The sequence below is a fragment of the Pseudomonas quercus genome (assembly GCF_012033695.1).
In the GTDB taxonomy this organism is placed as follows: Bacteria; Pseudomonadota; Gammaproteobacteria; order Pseudomonadales; family Pseudomonadaceae; genus Aquipseudomonas; species Aquipseudomonas quercus.
The window spans coordinates 120,082-141,658 of the sequence record NZ_JAAVJI010000006.1 but is presented as its reverse complement, the minus strand read 5'-3'; the positions used below and the strand labels follow the sequence as shown (position 1 = coordinate 141,658).

At 58.1% G+C, this 21,577-nt stretch carries 21 protein-coding genes; 11 read left to right on the top strand and 10 right to left on the bottom strand.

Going from position 1 to position 21,577, the window contains the following annotated elements:
* Positions 1 to 283: 283 nt before the first annotated feature.
* The 3 genes from HBH25_RS12595 to speB all read left to right on the top strand — a co-directional run bounded on the left by HBH25_RS12595 (position 284) and on the right by speB (position 3,149).
* Complete coding sequence (locus HBH25_RS12595) at positions 284 to 1,045, top strand: class II aldolase/adducin family protein (protein WP_168084258.1); 762 nt, start codon at positions 284 to 286, stop codon at positions 1,043 to 1,045.
* Positions 1,042 to 1,968, top strand: a complete 927-nt coding sequence (locus HBH25_RS12590; protein ID WP_168084257.1) for a 2-hydroxyacid dehydrogenase — start codon at positions 1,042 to 1,044, stop codon at positions 1,966 to 1,968. Before HBH25_RS12595 ends, HBH25_RS12590 begins: the two co-directional genes overlap by 4 nt.
* 230 nt (positions 1,969 to 2,198) lie before the next feature.
* Entirely contained in the window at positions 2,199 to 3,149 is a 951-nt protein-coding gene (gene speB / locus HBH25_RS12585; protein ID WP_168084256.1) for an agmatinase, read from the top strand.
* A gap of 341 nt (positions 3,150 to 3,490) precedes the next feature.
* Here speB and HBH25_RS12580 read toward each other — a convergent pair whose 3' ends face one another.
* On the bottom strand, positions 3,491 to 4,411 hold the full coding sequence (locus HBH25_RS12580) for a protein kinase domain-containing protein (RefSeq protein WP_168084255.1): 921 nt from the start codon (positions 4,409 to 4,411) through the stop codon (positions 3,491 to 3,493).
* Between the two features lie 812 nt (positions 4,412 to 5,223).
* On the opposite strand from HBH25_RS12580, the gene dusA reads away from it, so the two are divergent.
* A complete protein-coding gene (dusA, locus tag HBH25_RS12575) occupies positions 5,224 to 6,234 on the top strand; it encodes a tRNA dihydrouridine(20/20a) synthase DusA (RefSeq protein WP_168084254.1) in 1,011 nt (336 codons plus the stop codon).
* A 116-nt stretch (positions 6,235 to 6,350) separates the two neighbouring features.
* A complete protein-coding gene (tal, locus tag HBH25_RS12570; protein ID WP_168084253.1) occupies positions 6,351 to 7,280 on the top strand; it encodes a transaldolase in 930 nt (309 codons plus the stop codon).
* 72 nt (positions 7,281 to 7,352) lie between these two features.
* Here the strand turns inward: tal and rssC are convergent, their stop codons facing one another.
* On the bottom strand, positions 7,353 to 7,835 hold the full coding sequence (rssC, locus tag HBH25_RS12565) for an anti-sigma factor antagonist RssC (protein WP_168084252.1): 483 nt from the start codon (positions 7,833 to 7,835) through the stop codon (positions 7,353 to 7,355).
* The gene (gene rssB / locus HBH25_RS12560) at positions 7,832 to 9,016 is read right to left on the bottom strand and encodes a two-component system response regulator RssB (protein WP_168084251.1); all 1,185 of its coding nucleotides are present in this window, start codon (positions 9,014 to 9,016) and stop codon (positions 7,832 to 7,834) included. Before rssB ends, rssC begins: the two co-directional genes overlap by 4 nt.
* Before the next feature lie 273 nt (positions 9,017 to 9,289).
* Between rssB and HBH25_RS12555 the strand changes: the two genes are divergently transcribed.
* Positions 9,290 to 9,586 carry a PilZ domain-containing protein gene (locus tag HBH25_RS12555; RefSeq protein WP_168084250.1) on the top strand — a complete coding sequence of 99 codons (297 nt, stop codon included), beginning with the start codon at positions 9,290 to 9,292 and terminating at the stop codon, positions 9,584 to 9,586.
* Positions 9,587 to 9,634: 48 nt separating this feature from the next.
* Here HBH25_RS12555 and HBH25_RS12550 read toward each other — a convergent pair whose 3' ends face one another.
* Positions 9,635 to 10,336: an MlaA family lipoprotein gene (locus HBH25_RS12550; protein ID WP_168084249.1), complete on the bottom strand. Its 702-nt coding sequence runs from the start codon at positions 10,334 to 10,336 to the stop codon at positions 9,635 to 9,637.
* A 198-nt stretch (positions 10,337 to 10,534) separates the two neighbouring features.
* Here HBH25_RS12550 and HBH25_RS12545 point away from each other — a divergent pair, with 198 nt between their 5' ends.
* A complete protein-coding gene (locus tag HBH25_RS12545) occupies positions 10,535 to 10,798 on the top strand; it encodes a DUF4404 family protein (RefSeq protein WP_168084248.1) in 264 nt (87 codons plus the stop codon).
* A gap of 7 nt (positions 10,799 to 10,805) precedes the next feature.
* On the opposite strand, the gene queF is transcribed toward HBH25_RS12545, so the two are convergent.
* Entirely contained in the window at positions 10,806 to 11,636 is an 831-nt protein-coding gene (queF, locus tag HBH25_RS12540; protein WP_168084247.1) for an NADPH-dependent 7-cyano-7-deazaguanine reductase QueF, read from the bottom strand.
* A gap of 189 nt (positions 11,637 to 11,825) precedes the next feature.
* Here queF and HBH25_RS12535 point away from each other — a divergent pair, with 189 nt between their 5' ends.
* Entirely contained in the window at positions 11,826 to 12,260 is a 435-nt protein-coding gene (locus HBH25_RS12535) for a CBS domain-containing protein (protein ID WP_168084246.1), read from the top strand.
* Positions 12,261 to 12,273: 13 nt separating this feature from the next.
* Here HBH25_RS12535 and HBH25_RS12530 read toward each other — a convergent pair whose 3' ends face one another.
* Genes HBH25_RS12530 through HBH25_RS12520 form a run of 3 tightly spaced genes read right to left on the bottom strand, consistent with a single transcriptional unit; the run spans position 12,274 to position 15,502 of the window.
* A complete protein-coding gene (locus HBH25_RS12530) occupies positions 12,274 to 13,518 on the bottom strand; it encodes a lipoprotein-releasing ABC transporter permease subunit (protein ID WP_168084245.1) in 1,245 nt (414 codons plus the stop codon).
* Between the two features lie 45 nt (positions 13,519 to 13,563).
* Positions 13,564 to 14,247 carry a lipoprotein-releasing ABC transporter ATP-binding protein LolD gene (gene lolD, locus HBH25_RS12525; RefSeq protein ID WP_178088947.1) on the bottom strand — a complete coding sequence of 228 codons (684 nt, stop codon included), beginning with the start codon at positions 14,245 to 14,247 and terminating at the stop codon, positions 13,564 to 13,566.
* Between the two features lie 7 nt (positions 14,248 to 14,254).
* A complete protein-coding gene (locus tag HBH25_RS12520; RefSeq protein WP_168084243.1) occupies positions 14,255 to 15,502 on the bottom strand; it encodes a lipoprotein-releasing ABC transporter permease subunit in 1,248 nt (415 codons plus the stop codon).
* Positions 15,503 to 15,594: 92 nt separating this feature from the next.
* Here HBH25_RS12520 and HBH25_RS12515 point away from each other — a divergent pair, with 92 nt between their 5' ends.
* Positions 15,595 to 16,167 (top strand): PilZ domain-containing protein, encoded by a 573-nt coding sequence (locus HBH25_RS12515; RefSeq protein WP_168084242.1) that lies wholly within the window; start codon positions 15,595 to 15,597, stop codon positions 16,165 to 16,167.
* 25 nt (positions 16,168 to 16,192) lie between these two features.
* Positions 16,193 to 16,915: a glycerophosphodiester phosphodiesterase gene (locus HBH25_RS12510; protein WP_168084241.1), complete on the top strand. Its 723-nt coding sequence runs from the start codon at positions 16,193 to 16,195 to the stop codon at positions 16,913 to 16,915.
* A 42-nt stretch (positions 16,916 to 16,957) separates the two neighbouring features.
* Here HBH25_RS12510 and sthA read toward each other — a convergent pair whose 3' ends face one another.
* Positions 16,958 to 18,352: a Si-specific NAD(P)(+) transhydrogenase gene (gene sthA / locus HBH25_RS12505; protein ID WP_168084240.1), complete on the bottom strand. Its 1,395-nt coding sequence runs from the start codon at positions 18,350 to 18,352 to the stop codon at positions 16,958 to 16,960.
* Between the two features lie 365 nt (positions 18,353 to 18,717).
* Between sthA and tcuC the strand changes: the two genes are divergently transcribed.
* Positions 18,718 to 20,013 (top strand): MFS transporter, encoded by a 1,296-nt coding sequence (gene tcuC, locus HBH25_RS12500; RefSeq protein ID WP_168084239.1) that lies wholly within the window; start codon positions 18,718 to 18,720, stop codon positions 20,011 to 20,013.
* 73 nt (positions 20,014 to 20,086) lie between these two features.
* Here the strand turns inward: tcuC and HBH25_RS12495 are convergent, their stop codons facing one another.
* A complete protein-coding gene (locus HBH25_RS12495; RefSeq protein WP_168084238.1) occupies positions 20,087 to 21,556 on the bottom strand; it encodes a glyceraldehyde-3-phosphate dehydrogenase in 1,470 nt (489 codons plus the stop codon).
* Between the last annotated feature and the right edge of the window lie 21 nt (positions 21,557 to 21,577).

The following is a 21,577-nucleotide window of genomic DNA, read 5'->3' as shown; positions in this document are numbered from 1 at the left end:
TAAGAAGACGTTTCAAATAGTAACCCATCGGGCTATGACCGAAGGACCTCTCTTGAACTGCACCTGCCCGCGCGATGCACAAGTGCAGTGCATTTTCCCGATTCTGCACCGCAATAAGGCGATTTTTATTCACGTTTAAAACTCGTAAGCGCGTGTAACTTGTTGATTATTCTAGCTGCTTATATTCACTATTCAAAATGGCAAATGGAACATGCCCTCGACACTTACAATAATACTGCCAGAGCCTTTCAACTTACGCTAAAAAGCCTGTCAGGAATTCACCATGAGCGCCCGCGTTCACACCAGCATTGATGATTCAGAGTGGTCCGCACGCTGTGAACTTGCCGCACTGTATCGCTTGCTTGCGCACTTTCGGATGACCGACTTGATCGATACGCACATCTCGCTTCGGCTGCAAGATGGCTCAGGCCACTTTCTGATCAATCGATACGGGGTGCTCTTTGAGCATATGAAGGCAAGCGACCTGGTCAAGATCGACGTCCACGGCAACGTTGTGGACTGGGCGTTCCCTGATCACCGGGTAAACCAGGCAGGCTTTGTCATTCACTCGGCTGTGCATCAAGCGCGAGCTGACCTGCACTGCGTGATCCATACCCATACGGCCGCCGGCATCGCCGTGTCTGCGCAGGCACAAGGGCTGCTGCCTATCAGCCAGCACGCCCTGAAGTTCTATAACCGGTTGGGCTATCACCGCTACGAAGGGATCGCTGTACGCACTGCCGAACGCGATCAACTGGTCAAGGACCTCGGCAGCCATAGTGCGATGATCCTCTGTAACCATGGCTTGCTTGCGGCCGGGGCCAGCGTCGCCCACGCTTTCCAGACAATTTTCATGCTGGAGCGGGCGTGTCAGGCGCAGGTTCAAGCGCTCTCCGGAGGTGGTGAGCTGATTATCCCTGACGCCGAGACGTGCGAGTTTACCGCCAGGCAGTTCGACCAGGACGACGAGCTGGGGCTGATCCAGCTCGGCTGGGAGGCTGCCCTCACCTTGATCGATGCGCAGCGAGAGGCCTATTGCTCATGACCCAGGTAGTGTTGGTCGGCCCCGGAAAGGACGTAGAACGGGTTCATAGCGCCATGGCGGCCCTGCGGCCAGCACTCAGCTTCTGTAGACCCGACGAGCCTCAGGCCGCTGAGGCAGACATCGCCATCTGTTGGGCCCCACCCCCCGGCAGCCTGGGCGCCCTCCCCAACCTGCGGCTTATACATTCCGTAGGCGCAGGCGCCGATAACATCATTAGCGAAGTTAGCCGCGATAAAAACGTGCTGATCTGCCGCATTGTGGACCCTGGGCACTGCCAGGGGATGTTCGAGTATGTGCTATGGGGCGTGCTCCATTACCACCGCCACTTTGATTCCATGCTTCAAAACCAGCGCACCGGCACGTGGCAGCGGCCCGCCCAACGCGCCGCTTATGAGACCACGGTAGGCGTGATGGGCCTTGGTACGTTGGGCAAGGCTTGCGCTTCCGGGCTGGCCCGCCTGGGTTTCAACGTGCGCGGCTGGGCGCGGGGCACGCACACGCTGGAAGGCGTTAAAACGTTCGATAGCACCCAATCAGGCGATTTTTTAAGCGGCGTCGATATCCTCATCTGCCTGTTGCCTCTGACCGAGGAGACGCGAGGCATTCTCTGCGCTGATACCTTTTCCCAGTTAGCGCCCGGTGCCGCTGTCATCAATTGTGGGCGAGGCGCTCACCTGCGTGAGGATGATTTGCTGCAAGCGCTAGAGGCCCGTTCCATTCGGGGCGCGTTGCTGGATGTATTTAGTGTGGAGCCTTTACCACTGGGGCACCCCTTATGGCAAACCGATGGGGTGATTGTGACGCCTCATGTGGCATCTAGCGCTTCCTTTAAGGTGATTGCCCAACAGATTCTGGACAATATCGACAGGCTGCAAGCGGGTGAGCTTCCGGTCAATCGTGTCGATGGGGACTTGGGTTACTGACAACGCCTCCAGTGGCGTGCGTCAAACACGGCACACCTTTCCATTTCAGAAACTTGGCTTTCCATAGGGTGTATTTACTCCCCGCGCCGAGGGTTCTTATGATTGAGTCTAGAAGTTGCCCACCAATTCATGTGCCAAACATGCATGCATGAAAAGCCGATAAGTGGCGCAAGAAGCTATTGCCTGCCTATGTCCCGTATCACACGTATCACCAATGTAGAGAGGCCCCTATGAGCAAAACACTGCACCAGCCTTTGGGTGGTAATGAAATGCCACGCTTCGGTGGTATTGCCACCATGTTGCGCTTGCCTCATGTGGGGACTGCGGAGGGGCTGGACGCAGCCTTCGTAGGGATACCGCTAGATATTGGCACCTCGCTACGTTCAGGCACACGTTTCGGCCCACGAGAAATCCGCGCCGAGTCGGTGATGATACGGCCTTACAATATGGCGACAGGCGCGGCCCCTTTCGACTCCATGAACGTAGCAGACATCGGCGATGTAGCCATTAATACGTTCAACTTGCTGGACGCCGTGCGGATCATTGAAGAGGCGTACGATGATATCCTTCAGCACCCGGTAATTCCGTTGACGCTGGGCGGCGACCACACCATCACGTTACCGATTCTGCGCGCGATCCATAAAAAGCATGGCAAAGTTGGCTTGGTGCACATTGATGCCCATGCCGACGTGAATGACCATATGTTCGGCGAAAAGATTGCCCATGGCACAACCTTCCGCCGCGCCGTGGAAGAAGGTTTGCTCGACTGTGATCGCGTCGTTCAGATTGGCCTTCGCGCCCAAGGGTATACGGCCGACGATTTCAACTGGTGTCGCCGGCAAGGCTTCCGCGTGGTGCAAGCTGAAGAGTGCTGGCACAAGTCCCTGACACCCTTGATGGAAGAGGTGCGCGAGAAAGTCGGTGGTGGCCCTGTGTACCTGTCCTTTGACATCGACGGCATCGACCCCGCCTGGGCGCCCGGCACCGGAACGCCTGAAGTAGGTGGACTGACGACCATTCAAGGCCTGGAAATCATCCGCGGCTGCCAAGGCCTGCAACTGGTAGGGTGCGATGTTGTGGAGGTCTCGCCGCCCTATGACACCACGGGCAATACCTCGTTACTTGGGGCAAACCTGCTGTACGAGATGCTGTGCGTATTGCCGGGTGTCGTGCACCGGTGAGGGGTTGCCGTTCAGGTGGTCGGGGTCGGTAGGCCCTACCTCGCCCCTCCTGATGAAAAAACCTCCTGCATCAGGTTACCCACGCCGACCAGGGTCAGGCTGTCCACACTTTGCAGGTCCGGCTCAACAGATCATGCCCAGCCCGTTGGGCTTTAGCCACCAGCGCCCCCTAACTTGCAGATGCAGGGCCTGGGCATTGCTTTGCACCTAGATTTTATAAGGAAAGTTCTGACATTCGGTGATGCTACGTTGAAAACAGGTGGGGCCGCCTAGGTAGGGCCGCCCAGGCTTGGAATGCTCACTATGAGCGTAAATACCTATACTTACCTTCAAGAAAAACGTCACGATTGAATCTGTTGCCAATTTTTCAATAGCATTCCGATAGGATCTTGTTTTACACGTGAATCCGGATGATTTCCGTAAAGTACGCCAATAACGTTATCCAAACCTCTTGTATCGACGCCAGCATGTTTTGCTCGCGATTTTACCTCTCGATTCAACATCATGCCCAGCTCTACGGCTTCATCCTTTTTTTGTGCCAGAGTAGCAGGCCTCGTACTTCCAAAGTCCCCTATCGAGGTACGATTGCCGCTAGAGTCGTGAAAAAAATTACCTATATCGATATCACCATGCTTGAAGTCTTTATCGTGAAGTGCTTTTAAGCAATCTAGGTAACCGTGAACTGCCTCAAGAATTTTACTATTTTTTTCAGCAGCACTTAGCTTTCGATTGGAAAAAATGCTTTCCAAATGTGCCTTAGCATCGCCCCCGCTCATACGCTCCATGAATATATAGGAGCGTCCATCTTGAGCTACGTGTGACACGTCAAGCCCTCGGACGAAGCGCAAGTCGTTACCTAACGCCTGATGGGTGGCGAATTCGCGTTCAGCTTGTTCATGACTGACCAGAGTTTTCATAGCCACATATGCCTGCGGATGATCATCTGATACTTGGCGATCGCGAGCGAGAGAAATACCGACTGAGTTGTTGCCACTACCCAAAATGAATTTTCCATGCCGATCATATTTAGGTAGAACTTGGAGATTTTCAAGTAGCTGGAGGGATGGTTGATCTTGCGTAACGTATGAGCGACCACTTTCAGCATTTATCTTACTGCCTGAAATCCCTGCCGAACCCAAATCATCCCTAGACCCTAAATAGTCTTTTCGGGCTGCATTTGGCGCAAAATTTGATTCGTTTGTTTCAATCGGACGCTCTACGCCAAAAGTACTTCTTAATGAGTTAAGCGCATTGTTAAACATAATCCCGATTCTCGTGAATGAATAGCAGTGAACTGAGTGGCAAGAAATATCATTTTGGTTCCAAAGGTTCTTAATGAAAGGCTAGATATCGTAGACACGCATTGCCCGAAGCCAACCAAAAAAACCGAATAGAATTTAGGACGACTATCCGTTAGCAATCAGGCATAAAATTTATCTACTGGTGGCAAAGCGGACATAATCATGCAGTGTGGTTTTGGCCCTGAATACGGTCGTAAGGGCAAAGCCTGCCGGCATGAACGTCAGCCCTACCGTGACCCGCCGTGATCTTGCCGAGTCCAAGTGGGCATCCCGTTAAGCAATACGCTGCAGCGAGGGGAGCCATGGCAAGCCAGACAAAGATGATGAAGCAAATCAGCATCCGGTATTCACAGACCTACAAAGATGAAGCGCTGGTTTTGGCCGATCATATCCGCGTTAACAGGGCCGCTGAGCAGCTCGGCCCTCATGCGTCACAGCTTTGTGGTTGAAAAAGCAGCGAAATAGCTCACTGGAGCATATCAGCCTGCTGGCCGTGGAGGCTCGGATGAATGCTTAAACCCTTGTCCAGTGGTGCTGGGTAAGATCAGCTGCCACTTGCTAAACGACAGTTTAACTTTCCTGATAAACTTGCCCCCATCACGAAACAGCCGAATTTGCGCCGTATACCCATACGAGCCGTCGCTGCGCTTCCTTTTTCTGACTGTTGCCATACGTCCACTGGTACCTGAGCGCCCGACACTGGTACAGCGTACCAGTCAGCCCTCAAAAGCCACCGATAACTGGTACAAACAAGCCATTACCAGACATTTCAAATGACCGTGAAAACCGCTTCAACCCTAGAGAACGCAAGGCCTGCCCTGTCCCGCCGCTTCAGCGTGGCACCCATGATGGATTGGACAGACCGCCATTGCCGGTTCTTCCTTCGCCAGCTGTCCAAATGCGCATTGCTGTACACCGAAATGGTGACCACCGGTGCGCTGCTTCATGGAGATGCCGCCCGCTTTCTTCAGCACGATGCCGCGGAATACCCTTTGGCACTCCAATTGGGTGGCAGCGTGCCTCTGGACCTGGCGGCCTGCGCAAAACTGGCCGAGGCGGCCGGTTACAACGAGGTGAACCTCAATGTGGGCTGCCCCAGCGACCGGGTGCAGAACAACATGATTGGCGCATGCCTGATGGCACACCCGGCCCTGGTTGCCGAGTCCATCAAGGCCATGCAAGACGCTGTAGACATTCCGGTGACGGTCAAGCACCGAATCGGTATCAATGGCCGGGACAGCTATGCGCAGCTGTGTGACTTCGTGGGCCAGGTGGCGGCAACCGGCTGCACCAGCTTTACCGTGCATGCCCGCATTGCCATCCTGGAGGGCCTGTCACCAAAGGAGAACCGTGACATCCCTCCGCTGCGCTACGACGTGGTCGCTCAGTTGAAGCAGGATTTCCCAATGCTGGAGATTGTGCTCAACGGGGGCATCAAGACGCTGGAAGACTGCAGTACGCACTTGGCTACATTTGATGGGGTGATGCTGGGCAGAGAGGCGTACCATAACCCTTACCTGCTGGCAGAAGTGGACCAACGCCTGTTCGGCAGTACTGAGGCCGTTATCAGCCGCAGCGAAGCCCTGGCACGCATGCGGCCCTATATCGCCGCCCACCTTGCCTCAGGCGGCGCCATGCACCATGTTACCCGACACATGCTGGGCCTGGCCCAGGGTTTCCACGGGGCTCGGCGGTTCCGCCAGCTATTGTCCGTGGACATCCATAAAACGAATGACCCGCTCGGGTTGCTGGACCAGGCCGCACACTTGCTAGACGGTCGGTAGCCCGGAACCCCCAGAACGTGATGCACTCGAACGTCGTATTCCTCCAGCGCCCCAGGCCGTTGAGCCGCCCGCGCTGCTGAGTTAATGTCGTCAACCCTACAGGACAGAGAACGCTCATGACTTCCAAGCTGGAACAACTGAAACAATTCACCACCATTGTGGCTGATACCGGCGACCTGGACGCCATCAAGCGCCTCAAGCCGCAGGATGCGACCACCAACCCGTCCCTGCTGCTCAAGGCTGCCAGCCTGCCGGGCTACGCTGAGGTGCTGAAGAAGACCATCAGCGAATCCAATGGCGACGTGGGCGTTGCTGCCGATGCGCTGTCGGTGGCAGTGGGTGGGGAAATCCTCAAATTCATCGACGGCCGTATTTCCACCGAAGTGGATGCGCGCCTGTCCTTCGACACTCAGGCCATGCTCAGCAAGGCCAACCACCTGATCGAGCTGTACGAAAAGGCAGGTGTGAGCAAGGACCGCGTGCTCATCAAGCTGGCGTCCACGTGGGAAGGTATCCGCGCTGCCGAGCAACTTGAAAAGGCCGGCATCCAGTGCAACCTTACCCTGCTGTTCTCCTTTGCCCAGGCCGCTGCGTGCGCCGATGCAGGGGTGTTCCTGATCTCGCCGTTCGTGGGCCGGATCTACGACTGGTACAAAAAGGCCAACAACACTGATTACACCGGCGCAGAAGACCCAGGTGTTCAGTCGGTTACCCGCATCTACAATTACTACAAGGCCAATGGCTACAACACCGTAGTAATGGGTGCCAGCTTCCGTAATACGAGCCAGATCGAACAGCTCGCCGGTTGCGACCGCTTGACCATCAGCCCAGACCTGCTCGACAAGCTGCTGCAAGACGAAGGCAGCCTGGAGCGCAAGCTTCAGCCCGGCACTGGCGGCGAAGCCAAACTCTCCTTGGACGAAGCCCAGTTCCGCTGGCTGTCCAACGAAGATGCCATGGCCACCGAGAAATTGGCCGAAGGTATCCGCCAGTTCGCGCGCGACCAGGAAAAACTGGAAAAGATCATCAAGGAATACAAGGCCTGACAGCGTTACCAGCGACGCCCGCTCGGGCGTCGCTCATCGGCGCTTTAGGGTGCAGCTAACCCCACAAAGGCTTCAGCTGCGTTCGAGCGCATTCACCAAGTCATGGAACGCTTCGCGGTTGGAATCGTTCAAGCCCATCAGGATCTTGTGAGCCTCCAGTACCTTGGAGCGCACGATGTCTTCGGACTGATCCTGAGACGGTAAGTCTGTCAGGCACTCTGGGCAGGGAATAGGCCGGTCCACGATATTGAATACCTGATCGAACCCCATCGAAGACAGCAAGCGTGTGATGTCTTCGTGCGTGGTCACCACCGTAGGCAGCAAGCCCACCTTTTGCCGAGACAAAATGGAAAGCTTGGCCAGCAGCCCTAATGTGGTGCTGTCGATGCTGCGCGTTTCAGTCAGGTCGATAACGATGGCCGAAAAGTCCAGCGCAGAGAAAATCCGCTCAATTGTGGCATCCAGCGCGGAACACAGGGTAAGCCGTACCTCCCCCACAAACTTGAGGACAAACGTGCCGTTCTGCTCGGCGAACTGGATTCTACCGGTACTCATTCAAGGTTCCTGCTTAGCACCATCATGGCGATGTCGTCCGGCATCTCGCCAAGGGTGGCCAATCCGAACGTGCGACGCAAGCCATCCAGACTCCCGCCCGCCGCCTTGACGATTTTCGGCAAGGCCGCTTCTTTATCCCTGAGGGTGTCACCTGGCAACAGGTCGAGAATGCCATCAGAGAACAACGTGAGGCTGAAACGCTCTGGCAACGCCATCACATGGTTGGTGTAACTGGCCTCATCGAACAAGCCTACGGGCAGGCCGCGCCCTTCAAGATAATGCGCCTGTTCGCCGGTGAAGAACACTGGCAAAGGCAGGTGCCCTCCAATGCTGTAGGTCAGGCGGCCTGTGTCTTCGTCAATCACGCCGCCTACCATGGTCACATGCTTGCCCAATTTGCAGTTGATCAGGCCACGGTTGATATGGGAAAGCACATCCGACGGCGTAAAGTCGGGCATCAAGCCATTGCGTCTGGACTCGAACATCAGGCGCGTGGTCATGAATTTCAAGAGCACCGTCACAAAAGCCGACGAGGCACCATGGCCTGAAACGTCTGCCAGGTAGAACGCTACCCGGTGCTCGTCCACACGAAAACAATCCACGAAGTCCCCGGACAGGTACAACGACGGAATGATCTGGTGTTCGAAGCGGTAGTTACCGGTAACCCAAGGGCTCACCGGCAGCATGTTCATCTGTACCTGCCGGCCGGCATTCTGGTCTTCCTGCAACAAATGCAGGCTGGCCTCCAGCTCGCGGTTAGCCGTTTCCAGCTTTTCACGATAGCGCTGGTTTTCGCGCATCAACCGCGAGCGGTCCAGGGCGCGATGCACAGAGTGCTCCAGCACGGCGAGGTCTTCCAAGGGCTTGATCAGGTAGTCTGCAGCGCCCAGGCGAAGGGCCTCGACCGCATCGCTCATCACGCCCGCCCCCGACACCACGATGACCGGAATGCCCGTATCGCGCTCGGCCATTTTCCGGATAATGTCCAGGCCACCCAACTGAGGCATGCGCAGGTCGCAGATCACCAGGTCTGGTGGAGTCTGCTCGAATACCTCAAGGCCCCGCAGGCCATTACTGGCTTGCAGCACGTGGAAACCGCTGTCTTCCAGGTAGGCGGCCAGGCTGGCCCGCACTACGTCGTCATCGTCGATTATGAGCAGCGTTGCACTGGAGTTTTGCATGTGGGCAAACGGCGCCAGAAATGGGTTGGCATCAGGAAGGCTCGGCCGGGGCAGAACGGCATCGCTGGTTTCTTTGCTAGCCCCTCCATCAGGGTGCGCATTATCGGAGACTTTGGCTGTCAATGGTGGAGGTGCCCTCTAAGGCGCAGACGGTACTCCCATCCGCTTGGCGTTTCAAGCGGGCACCGATGGTCGCAAGGCCCCTTTACACCCTAATTGACGTAGCGTTATAAAACCGTGAAAGTTTTTAGTCCCCCATCAAAGGAAGAGAACATGGGCCAGCTGGACCAGCAGTACAGCGAAAAACGGGATTTCATCCGGATGACAGTCGATGCCGAGGTAACGGCCACGGCACGAGGTCAGCGGATTCAGGCCACATGCCATGACCTTTCCGGCAACGGTATTCAATTGCGGGCCAAATGCGATTGGGCATTGGGCGAAAAAGTTGAAGTGCACCTGCCCTCGCACTCTCAGGAATTGGCAGACTACAACGCAATGACCGAGGTGGTACGCGTTGAAGAACTGCCGGACGGCTACCGTATACTGGGCCTGAGCGTTATTCGCCCCTGATCCCCGCACTGCAGCAGGGCGCCTGGCAAGGCGCCTTGCCGCCAGTGATCAGAAGTCGTCTTCGACTTCCCCATCCTTGACCTTGAACTCGCGATTCTGCAAATACGCATTGCGCAGGAACAGGTACTTGTCCCCGTTGATCAGCTTTTCCGCTGGCAGCAAGCTGGCGCGGGTATCAATGATATCGGCCCCCAGAATGGTGTTGCGGGTAGGGACGTGATCAATGTAACGGTAAGGGCTGGTCCAGGAATCCGGATACTTGCCAAAGGTGTCCCGCACGGTGCTTGGGCCGAAGAACGGCAGCATCACGTAGGGGCCGCTTGAAACACCCCAGTAGCCCAGGGTTTGACCAAAGTCTTCGTCGCTGCGCTGCAGGCCCATGCGCGAGCCCACGTCAAAGAACCCCAGCACCCCGAAGGTAGTGTTGAAGATCAGGCGCGCCGTGTCCTTGCCAGCGGCTGCGGGCTTGGCTTGCAGCACGTTGTTCACCAGGTTGGTGACATCGCCCACGTTGTTGAACATGTTGTGGATGCCATCTTCCAGAAACTGCGGCGTCACGGTGTCATACGCCTTGGCCAGCGGCCGCAGCGTGTAGGTATCCAGCGTGTCGTTGAAGCGGAAGATCGCGCGGTTTACGCCTTCCCACGGATCATCTTCGGCCGCCTGGCTCAGGGCAGGCGCCAATGCCAGCCCAGCCGCAAGGCACGTACCGGCAACGCTATTGAACAGGGCAACACCCTTGCAACGCATAATCAATTCCTCATGAATAAGAGCCACGCCAGCGGCGCCTGCCCGCGTCAAATCGCAGCCAGTATAAGGCTTGATGCCGCCTACATAGGCAACTGAATACGGCAACGCGTTCCACACCGCCACCGCTTGTGCGACCGGAAGGGATTTTTTTACAGCCTTGGGCGGTCAATGCTGTGCTGACCTAAAAAGGAGAACAGTATGCCGGCCCTCGAACTGCAAGCCCAACTTGATGCCTTGCGTGAAGAACTTGATCGTAACCCACCTTCCACGCCCGAAGAGCGTGCGGAGCTGACCGACCTTATGGAACAACTACAGGCTCGGGTCGAGCTTGAAAACGCCACCCATGCCGATAGCCTGGTGGACAATGTCAACTACGCGGCCGAGCGCTTCGAAGTGAAGCACCCAGGCCTGGCTGGCACCTTGCGCAATATCGTGCAGACCCTTGGCAGCATTGGTATCTGATACGGCGTTACTGCCGGGCCAGGCGCGCGTTATCGAACGTCACCTCATGTGTGCTGCGGTAGGGGTTGATGTCCAGCCCGCCGCGGCGCACATACCGTGCGAACACCGTGAGGCGCTCAGGCTTTAGCAGGCGCTGCAGGTCCATGAACACACGCTCCACGCATTGCTCATGGAAATCCGAGTGCTCGCGGAAGCTCACCAAGTAGGCCAGGAAACTGGCATGGTCCAGCGCAGGGCCTGTGTAACTGACGGCCAGGCTGCCCCAGTCAGGCTGGCTGGTAACAGGGCAATTGGACTTGAGCAAGTGGCTGTGCAGGCTTTCTTCCACGACACGCGCCGTGTCGCAACGCAGCAGCTCGGGGCGCGGCTGGCTGTAATCGGTTGGGAAAATCTCCAGGTCATCCACGCACACACCCGGCAATGCCTTGATACCCTGCCCTTCCACCTCTGACAGCCGCTGAATGCGAACCCCTACCGCTTTACCTGCCGCAGCAGAGAGGTCTTTTACCAGGCACGCCTGTACCGCCGCAGTGGTATCAAAGACCGTTTGATTGAGCGAGTTCAGGTACAGCTTGAAGGACTTGCTTTCGATGATATTCGGCGATTCACAAGGAATGGTGAATTCGGCAATAGCCACCACAGGCTTGCCAGACGGCAGCAGCCAGGACAATTCATAGCAGTTCCACAGGTCAACCCCTACGTAAGGCAGTGCCTGCGCGGAAAGGCCAAGCTCCGCCCATTTGGCGGCCCGTGGAATGGGAAACAGCAACTCGGGTGCATAAGTGGAAACGTACTGGCTGGCTTTGCCCAGGGGCGAATCTTCGGCAGCAGGGTGCATCACGGGTAACCTTAAAACGAGAAGGGCATCATTCTACCGGCATGCCCACCTGCTCTGCACCTCAAGGCCACCCCATCGATCAGGAAATTCTATGGCCTGTATGCAGCCCAGTTCCTTGCCGGTTTACTGACTGTGAACGATGCTTGCTCAACCGATGTGCACCTTACCCACCATTCACCGAGGCCCGCCATGAAAACCGTTGCGCAATTGATGAAGCTCAAAGCCCATCAGGACGTGTTCACGATTCACCCTGACCAGATGGTGCTCGACGCGCTCAAGCAGATGGCAGAAAAAAACGTAGGCGCGCTTCCCGTGGTGGAGGACGGTATCGTCGTCGGCGTTATCAGCGAGCGTGACTATGCACGCAAGATGGTACTGGCGGGGCGCTCGTCTGTCGGCACGCCTGTAAGGGCGATCATGAGTGCACCGGTTATCACTGTGGGCTTGAACGAGAAGGTGGAGGCTTGCATGAATACCATGACCAACGGCCACTTGCGCCACTTGCCTGTGGTAGACGATGGCCGGCTGGTAGGCCTGTTGTCCATCGGCGACCTGGTCAAGGAAGCGATCGACGAACAGGCCAGCCTTATTCAACAGCTGGAGCAATATATTCGAGGCGAGTAACGCACAGCCTGGGTTATTCGTACCGCAACGCGTAGGCCGGCTGTATCTGCGACGCCCGCCATGCCGGGTATAGGGTAGCGAGGAAGCTCAATACCAGCCCGGCACCGCTTACCAGCAGCACGTCCTGCCCTTGCAACTGCGAAGGCAGGTTGCTGATGAAGTACACGTCCGACGTAAAGATATGCTGGCCGGTCAGCTTTTCCAGCCAGCCCACCAGCTGGCTGACGTTGAGCGCAACGACAACGCCTAGCACACTGCCGACCAAGGTGCCGATCACGCCAATGATGCTACCCTGTACCATGAAGGTGGCCATTACCTGGCGAGGCGTAGCGCCCAACGTCCTTAGAATGGCAATGTCTGCGCCTTTCTCATTGACCACCATCACCAGCGTGGCAATGATGTTGAAGGCCGCCACCGCTACGATCATCAGCAGTAGCAAGCCGATCATGGTTTTTTCCATCTTCATGGCGCTGAACAGGCTGCCCTGGGTGTGGGTCCAGTCATCCGGGCGATAGCCCTGCCCCAGCCCGGCCACCACCTGCTTGGCCACCTCAGGCGCTGCCCACAGGTCCCGTACCTTCAAGCGCACACTTTGTACCTGGCCTGGCGCCCACTTCTGGATCTGGCCGGCATCGGCCATGTGGATCATGGCCAGCGAACCGTCGATTTCCGCCCCTACCCGGAAGATGCCCACCACGTTAAGCCGCTGCATCCGCGGCGTGATCCCACCAGGGGCGCTGCTTAACTCCGGCACGATAAGGGTGAGTTTGTCCCCTACGCTCAAGCGGAAGCGCCGGGCCGTGATATCGCCGATCACCACGCCGAACTCCCCCGGCACCAAGGCCTGGAGGCTGCCCTGGGTGATGTGGCTGGCGACAATGGAAACCTTGCCTTCCTCAGCAGGGTCAATCCCGCTGAGCTGTATCGGCTGCATGGCGCCTTTGTAGGACAGCATCCCATCCAGCTCGGTAAAAGGCGCGGCGGCAACCACCTCCGGGTTGCGCAACGCGGCCTGGGCAACGGGGCGCCAATCGTCCATGGGCTTGTCGCCTACGATGGTGGCGTGGGGAACCATGCCCAGGATGCGGGCACTCATTTCACGCTGGAAGCCATTCATCACCGACAGCACCACGATCATGGCCAGCACGCCCAACCCCAGGCCGATCATGGAGGTCATGGAAATGAACGAAATGAAATGGTTGCGGCGCTTGGCCCGGGTGTAGCGGGCGCCGATGAAAATAGGCAGGGGTCTGAACATGGCAGCACCGTAGCAGTGGCAGGGGCAACACGTGCGCCCTGCAGGTCAAAGAGGCGCCAGGCGGCCTTCGGCGAGTTTCAATACGCGATCCATCTGCCGGGCCAGCGCCAAGTCATGGGTGACCACGAGAAAAGCGGTGCGCAACGAGCGGCTGAGTTCCAGCATCAGGTCCTGGATACCTTGAGCGGTATGCTGATCCAGGTTACCAGTGGGTTCGTCCAGCATCACCAGCCCAGGCTCATTCACCAGCGCGCGAGCGATGGCGACCCGTTGGCGCTCACCGCCGGACAATTCTGCCGGCTTATGGGCCAGGCGGTGCCCCAAGCCCACGCGCTCCAGCAAGGCGGTGGCCCGGCGGCGGGCTTCGGGAATGGGCGTGCGGCCGATCAGCAACGGCATGCACACGTTCTCAAGGGCCGTGAATTCGGCCAGCAGGTGGTGGAACTGGTACACAAAGCCCAACGCCCGGTTGCGCAGCAGGCCACGGTCACGCTCGTTCAAGGCCGACAGTTGCTCGCCTGCCAGCCACACGCTGCCCTGGCTGGGCGTGTCCAGCCCACCCAATAAGTTGAGCAATGTACTTTTGCCGGAACCGGACGTGCCCACAATGGCCACGCGTTCACCTGCGTGCAGTTCCAGCTCCAGGTTGGACAGCACTACAACGGATTCCGGGCCCTCGTCATAGGACTTGCCCAGGTTGCGGCAGCTCAGTACAGCGTTATCACTCATGCCCGACTCACTCATAACGTAGCGCCTCCGCAGGCTGGGTGCGCGCTGCACGCCAGGCCGGGTACAACGTGGCAAGAAAACTCAAGGCCAGCGCTGCGCCGCATACCAGGGCGACATCCCCGGCCATCAGCTGCGATGGTATGTAATCGATAAAGTAGACGTCCGGGTTAAGAAACTTATGCCCGATCAACCCTTCGAGGCCAGCGATGGCCCGGCTGACATTAAGGGCGCCCAGCATGCCCAGCGCACCGCCAACCAGCGTACCTATCACACCGATGATGGTGCCTTGCACCATGAACACGCCCATCACCTGGCGCGGGGTCATGCCCAGCGTGCGCAGAATGGCAATGTCGCCGCGCTTGTCGTTCACCACCATCACCAGCGTAGAAATGATGTTGAAGGCCGCTACCGCCACGATCAGCAGCAACAGCAGGCCAATCATGTTTTTCTCCATGCGGATGGCTTGGTACAGGTTACCGTGAGTGCGTGTCCAGTCCCGGGTGTAATAGTCATCTCCCAGCTGTTGGGCCAGGGTATAGGCACCGCGAGGCGCCTGGAACAGATCGTCGAACTTCAGGCGCAGCCCTTGTACCTGGCCAGGCTTCCACCTGTGCAGGCGCCCTAGGTCCTCCAGGTTGGCAAGGCCCAGGTAGCCGTCGATCTCGCCGGCGCCGACGTGGAAAATGCCCGTGATGGTAAAGCGCTTCATGCGCGGGAACATGCCGGCCGGGGTAACGGTGACTTCCGGCGCCACGAAGGTCACCTTGTCGCCCACCTTCACACCCAGCTTGGTGGCAGCCTTGTCACCGATCATCAGGCCAAAGCCGCCAGTGGCCAGGTCTGCCAAGGTGCCTTGGCGCAAAAAGGCGTCCACGATGGAAACCTTGGGCTCCAGCGCAGGGTCAATGCCGTTGAGCAATACCTTCTGCACCTGCCCGTTGTTGGTCAGCAGGCCCTGCAACTGGGTAAAGGGCGCCACAGCGGCCACCCCAGGGTAACGAGCGGCCTTGGCAGCCAGTGCATGCCAGTCACCGATAGGCTGGCTGGCCTCGATAGTGGCGTGGGGCACCATGCCCAGCACGCGATTACGCATCTCGCGGTCGAACCCGTTCATGACCGACAGCACCACGATCATCACGATCACGCCCAGCGCAAGGCCGGTCATGGAAGTCAGGGAAATGAAGGAAACAAAATGATTCCGACGCTTGGCGCGGGTGTAGCGCGCGCCAATGAAGGCAAATAGAGGTCTGAACATTTAAGTGCTTGTTCGAGTGAAAGAAACATCCGTGTGGCGACGCCGCTGTGGCGGCCGTACACTCGGACCACAACCGCCTAACTGGGTTCGCCATGTCAACAACTGATGAAGCAGAACGCCGCGAATACTACCGTATCGAGGACCGTATCGCACTTGAAATCACCCCCTTGAACGGCGTCGACAGCACGCCGCCAGAGGCTTCTCCACTGTTCAGCCTGTTGAGCGAGCTGCACCTGAGTGAATTCGAATCCCAGCACCTGCTGCGCCAGTTGGGGGACGCCAACCGAGGGCTGAGCGGGTTTCTCAAAGCGCAGAACAAGCGTATCGACGTGCTGAGCCAAGTGCTGGCGCACATGTTGATGGGCACACTGAGCGATCCTCAGCCGGTAGTGATTTCCGAAGCCGGGCTGGATTTCCAGCACCCTGCCCGGTTCGCACCTGGTACGCAGCTGGACTTGAAAATGGCCTTCCCGCCTCAGGCGCTCGGCATGATGTTGCGCGCTCGTGTCGTACATTGTGACGCGCTGGCCGAAGGCAATTTCGCCATTGGCGTGGAATTTGAAGGCAGCACCGACGCTCAGCGCCAGCTACTGGCGCGCTACGTGTTGCAGAAACAGGCGATGGAACGTCGCCAGGCCCTGGACCAAGCACTGGATGCGGTCTGATTTTCACTCATTCAAGGAACAAGCTGTGACCCTGATCTACGGCCACCGCGGCGCGAAAGGCGAAGCACCGGAAAACACCCTGGCCAGTTTCCAGGCGTGCCTCAACCATGGCGTAAAGCGCTGCGAACTGGATTTGCATCTGTCTCGCGACGGCGAGCTGATGGTGATTCACGACCCTACGCTTAAACGCACCACCGACCGGCGCGGCAAGGTGGTGGACTACACGGCTGCCGAACTCACACAGATCGATGCACGTAAAGGCGGCCCGGGCTGGCCTGGCCCGTGCCCACTCCCCACGCTCGAAGCACTCTTCGAGCAGTGCCCGTTCGAGCACTGGCAGCTGGAAGTGAAAAGCGCTTCCCGTACACGGGCGACGACTACGGTACTGGCCATTCGCGAGCTGGCGCAGCGATATGGCCTGATGGACAAGATCACTATTACATCCAGCTCGCGTGAAGTGCTACGCGCGGCAACAGACCTCGTACCCGACATTTCACGAGGGTTGGTGGCCGAATATGCCTGGCTGGACCCTCTCAAGGTGGCCCGAAACTACGCCTGCAGCTATTTGGCGCTCAACTGGACCCTATGTACCCCTGAGCGTTTGCACAAAGCCCAACAGCAGGGGCTGCACGTGTCAGTGTGGACAGTCAACGAGCCGGCCCTGATGCGGCGGCTCGCTGATTTTGGTGTGGACAGCCTGATCACAGACTTTCCCGGTTTGGCCAGCGCCACCCTTGAGCGTCGCTGAAGGCATCTGCCCCGGCCGGTGCCGACCACCGGCCGGAGCCGCTTAAAAAAGCCGGTTCAGGCCGTCATAGGCCGCCACCCGATACGCCTCAGCCATGGTGGGATAGTTGAAGGTGGTATTTACAAAGTATTTAAGCGTGTTGAGCTCGCCGGGCTGGTTCATGATGGCCTGCCCGATGTGCACGATCTCCGAAGCCTGGTCGCCGAAGCAATGCACGCCCAGCACCTGCAGCGTTTCCCGGTGGAACAGGATTTTCAGCATGCCCACGGGTTCATTGGAGATTTGCGCCCGAGCCATGCCCTTGAAGAACGCCTTACCCACTTCGTAGGGGACTTTGTCCGCTGTGAGCTCCTGCTCGTTACGGCCAATGGAGCTGATTTCAGGAATGGTATAGATGCCTGTCGGCACATCGTTGACGAAGCGCCAGCTGCCGTTGTCCACGATGCTGCCCGCCGCAGAGCGGCCTTGGTCATACGCTGCGCTGGCCAGGCTGGGCCAGCCAATCACATCACCTGCACCATAAATGGTCGGTACGCTGGTACGGTAGTTTTCGTCCACTTCGATCTGGCCACGGCTGTTGACCTTGATACCGATGTTTTCCAGCCCTAGCTGGTCTGTATTACCGGTACGGCCGTTACACCACAGCAAGGCGTCTGCCTTGATCTTTTTGCCGGACTTGAGGTGAAGCACAACGCCGTTGTCGATGCCTTCGACGCGTTCGTACTCCTCTTGATGGCGAACCATCACATTGTTGTTGCTGAAGTGGTAGCTCAGGCCCTGGGAGATCTCCATGTCCAGGAAGCTAAGCAACTGCTGGCGGTTGTCCACCAGCTCCACCAACACCCCCAGGCCACTGAAGATGGAGGCGTATTCGCACCCGATCACCCCTGCCCCGTAAATGATCAGCTTACGCGGTGTGTGGGTAAGGCTCAGGATGGTGTCGCTGTCGTAGATACGTGCGTGGTTGAAATCGATATCGGCAGGGCGATACGGCCGTGAACCCGTTGCAATCACCACTTGGCGAGCGATGAGCTTTTCCTGGGCGCCATTGGCGCAGATAACCTGCACGGTCTGCTCATCTGAAAAGCTGGCTGTACCGAAGAACACGTCTACCCGGTTGCGCGCGTAATAGCTGGTACGCGAGGCCACCTGCTTGGCGATCACGCGCTCGGCACTTTTCAGTACGTCAGGGAACGAGAACCAGCGAGGTTCGCCAATAACGCGGAACATCTCGTTGGTGTTGAACTGAATGATTTGCTTGACCGAGTGACGCAGGGCCTTGGACGGGATGGTACCCAGGTGCGTGCAGTTGCCGCCCACCTGGCGGCGGTTGTCCACCATGGCGACCTTACGCCCTGACTTGGCGGCGTTCATTGCCGCACCTTCACCGGCCGGGCCCGAGCCCAGCACTACCACGTCGTAGTTGTAGACAGCCATGCGTACTCCTTCAGAACAGGCCACGGCGCCAGTCGGCTGCGCGCGGCACGAGATGCCCATGCGGCATCGAATCGTTGTGCAATTTAGCTACGGCGCGAACATTACCCCTTGCATCGGCACTTGGCTATCTCGTTATCAAGACAAATGCCATTACTCATCTAACAATAATTCGCGACTAAACGCCGCACCCGGTCGGCACAGCGGGTTACTCACCTGCCCTACCGAACGAGTTTCATTTGCCCCGGTCCACTGGTTACACATAAGGTTACAAATCCGCCTCTGCCGTGGCGGCTTCGCTTGGGCCTATGCCTAAAAGCGTCTAGCACAGGGATTCCCTCCACTCCAATCGACAATCGGGTACCTTCATGGCCTCTCCAACAGGCAAAGGCAAAGCGATTTTTCGCGTTGTCAGCGGTAACTTCCTTGAGATGTTCGACTTCATGGTCTATGGCTTCTACGCCACCGCCATTGCAGCGACCTTCTTCCCTACCGACAGCGCTTTCGCGTCGCTGATGCTGTCGCTGGCTACGTTCGGCGCAGGGTTCTTGATGCGCCCCTTGGGTGCCATCTTTCTGGGTGCTTATATCGACCGCCATGGGCGGCGCCAGGGCCTCATTGTCACACTAGGCCTAATGGCCGTGGGCACCCTGCTGATTGCGGTCGTACCTGGCTATGCCAGCATTGGTGTTGCTGCACCTATCCTGGTGCTGATAGGTCGCCTGCTTCAAGGATTCTCGGCCGGCGTGGAGCTGGGTGGCGTGTCGGTCTACCTGGCGGAAATCGCCACACCCGGGCGCAAGGGCTTCTTCGTCAGCTGGCAATCGGCTAGCCAGCAGGTAGCTGTGATCTTCGCCGGGTTGCTAGGGGTGCTGCTGCATCACTTCCTCTCCCCGGATGAAATGAACCAGTGGGGCTGGCGCGTCCCCTTCTTGATCGGTTGCCTGATTGTGCCGGTCATCTTCTTCATCCGCCGCTCCCTGGAAGAAACGCCCGAATTCGAGGCGCGTACCCACCGCCCTACCCTGCGCGAAGTCGTGAAGTCCATCGGCCAGAACTTCGGCCTGGTGATTGCGGGCATGGCCATGGTGGTCATGACCACAGTGTCCTTCTACCTGATCACTGCCTATACCCCAACCTTTGGCAAGGCCGAACTGCACCTGTCCGAGCTTGACGCGCTGTTGGTGACGATGTGCATCGGCCTGTCCAACTTCATCTGGTTGCCGGTGATGGGCGCAGTATCAGACCGCATCGGGCGCAAGCCGCTGCTTGTCAGCACCACGGTACTGGCCATCCTCACGGCGTACCCGCTGCTGTCTTGGCTGGTAGGCTCGCCCAGCTTTGCGCACCTCCTGATGGTGGGGCTGTGGCTGTCTTTCCTGTATGGCTCGTACAACGGCGCCATGGTGGTAGCGCTCACAGAAATCATGCCCAAGGAAGTACGCACCACAGGCTTCTCACTGGCCTACAGCCTGGCAACGGCCACTTTCGGCGGCTTTACCCCGGCAGCCTGTACGTGGCTGATCCATGCTTTGGACAACAAGGCCGCGCCTGGCCTATGGCTGAGCGGCGCGGCGGTCATGGGGCTTATCGCAACACTGGTACTGTTCCGCAACAACCCCCACCTGCGGGCCGCCCATGTGGCACAGCCCTCCTTGCCGTGATGCGTTGAAACCCTGCGCGCAACAAAAAAGCCCCGGCCTGCTACAGGCCGGGGCTTTTCATTGAAGCGGCTGCTTAGTGCGGGAAGGCTGGAGGGTTAACCCCCGCCATGTCTTCCATTACGCGAATCACCTGGCAGCTGTAACCGAACTCGTTGTCGTACCAAACGTACAGTACAACGCGGTTGTCGTTGCAGATGGTAGCTTCGGCATCGACCACGCCAGCATAGCGCGAGCCTACGAAGTCTGTGGAAACGACCTCGGTGGAGCTCACGTAGTCGATCTGGCGGGACAGGTCCGAATGCAGCGCCACATAGCGCAGGTATTCATTGACCTCTTCACGGCTGGTCGGGTTTTCCAGGTTCAGGTTCAGGATGGCCATGGACACGTTCGGCGTAGGGACGCGGATCGCGTTACCGGTCAGTTTGCCAGCCAGCTCCGGAAGCGCCTTGGCCGCAGCGGTGGCTGCGCCGGTTTCCGTGATTACCATGTTCAAGGCTGCGCTGCGGCCGCGACGCTCGCCCTTGTGGAAGTTGTCGATCAGGTTCTGGTCGTTGGTGTACGAGTGAACGGTTTCGACGTGCCCATTGGCGATGCCGTACTTGTCGTTGATGGCCTTGAGCACCGGCACGATGGCGTTGGTGGTGCAGGAGGCGGCCGACACGATCTTGTCTTCGGGCGTGATCTGGTCATGGTTGATGCCGTGCACGATATTCTTGAGCTTGCCTTTGCCAGGCGCGGTCAGAATCACGCGCTCGATGCCAGGGCAGGCCAGGTGCTGGCTCAGGCCGTCGGCATCGCGCCATACGCCGGTGTTGTCTACCAGCAGGGCGTTTTGAATGCCGTACTGGGTGTAATCCACCTCGTTGGGCGCTTTAGCGTAGATCACCTGGATCAGCACACCATTGACGTTAAGGGTGCTGTTTTCCTCGTCCACGATAATGGTGCCGTCGAACGAACCGTGCACCGAATCGCGGCGCAGCAGGCTGGCGCGCTTGGTCAGGTCATCTGACGAGCCCTTGCGTACCACGATGGCACGCAGGCGCAGGCCATCGCCGCCGCCGGTTTTCTCGATCATGATGCGCGCGAGCAGGCGGCCGATGCGGCCAAAGCCATACAGCACCACGTCCTGCCCCTTGCGGTGGCCAGCCTCAGTGTTCTGCTTGCCCACCACATCGGCCAGCTCGTCACGCACGAAGGCTTCGGCACTGCGCCCATTGCCTTCTGCCTTGAACTTGACCACCAGCTTGCCCAGGTCGACCGATGCGGCGCCCAGTTTCAACTCGCTCATGGCCTTGACCAGCGGGAAGGTTTCATGAACCGACAGCTCGCTTTCATCGTCCTGCCGATGACGGGCGAACCGGTGAGCCTTGAGAACAGCGATAACGGAACGGTTGATCAGGCTGCGACCATAGATCGATGTCACCACGTTATTGTTGCGGTACAACTGACCAATCAACGGGATCATCGCCTCGGCGAGCGCTTCACGGTCGATCCATTCACCAAGACACTGGTCGGGCTTCTGATTCACGGGAACCTTCCACATGTAGGGGTAGAAAAAAGGGAC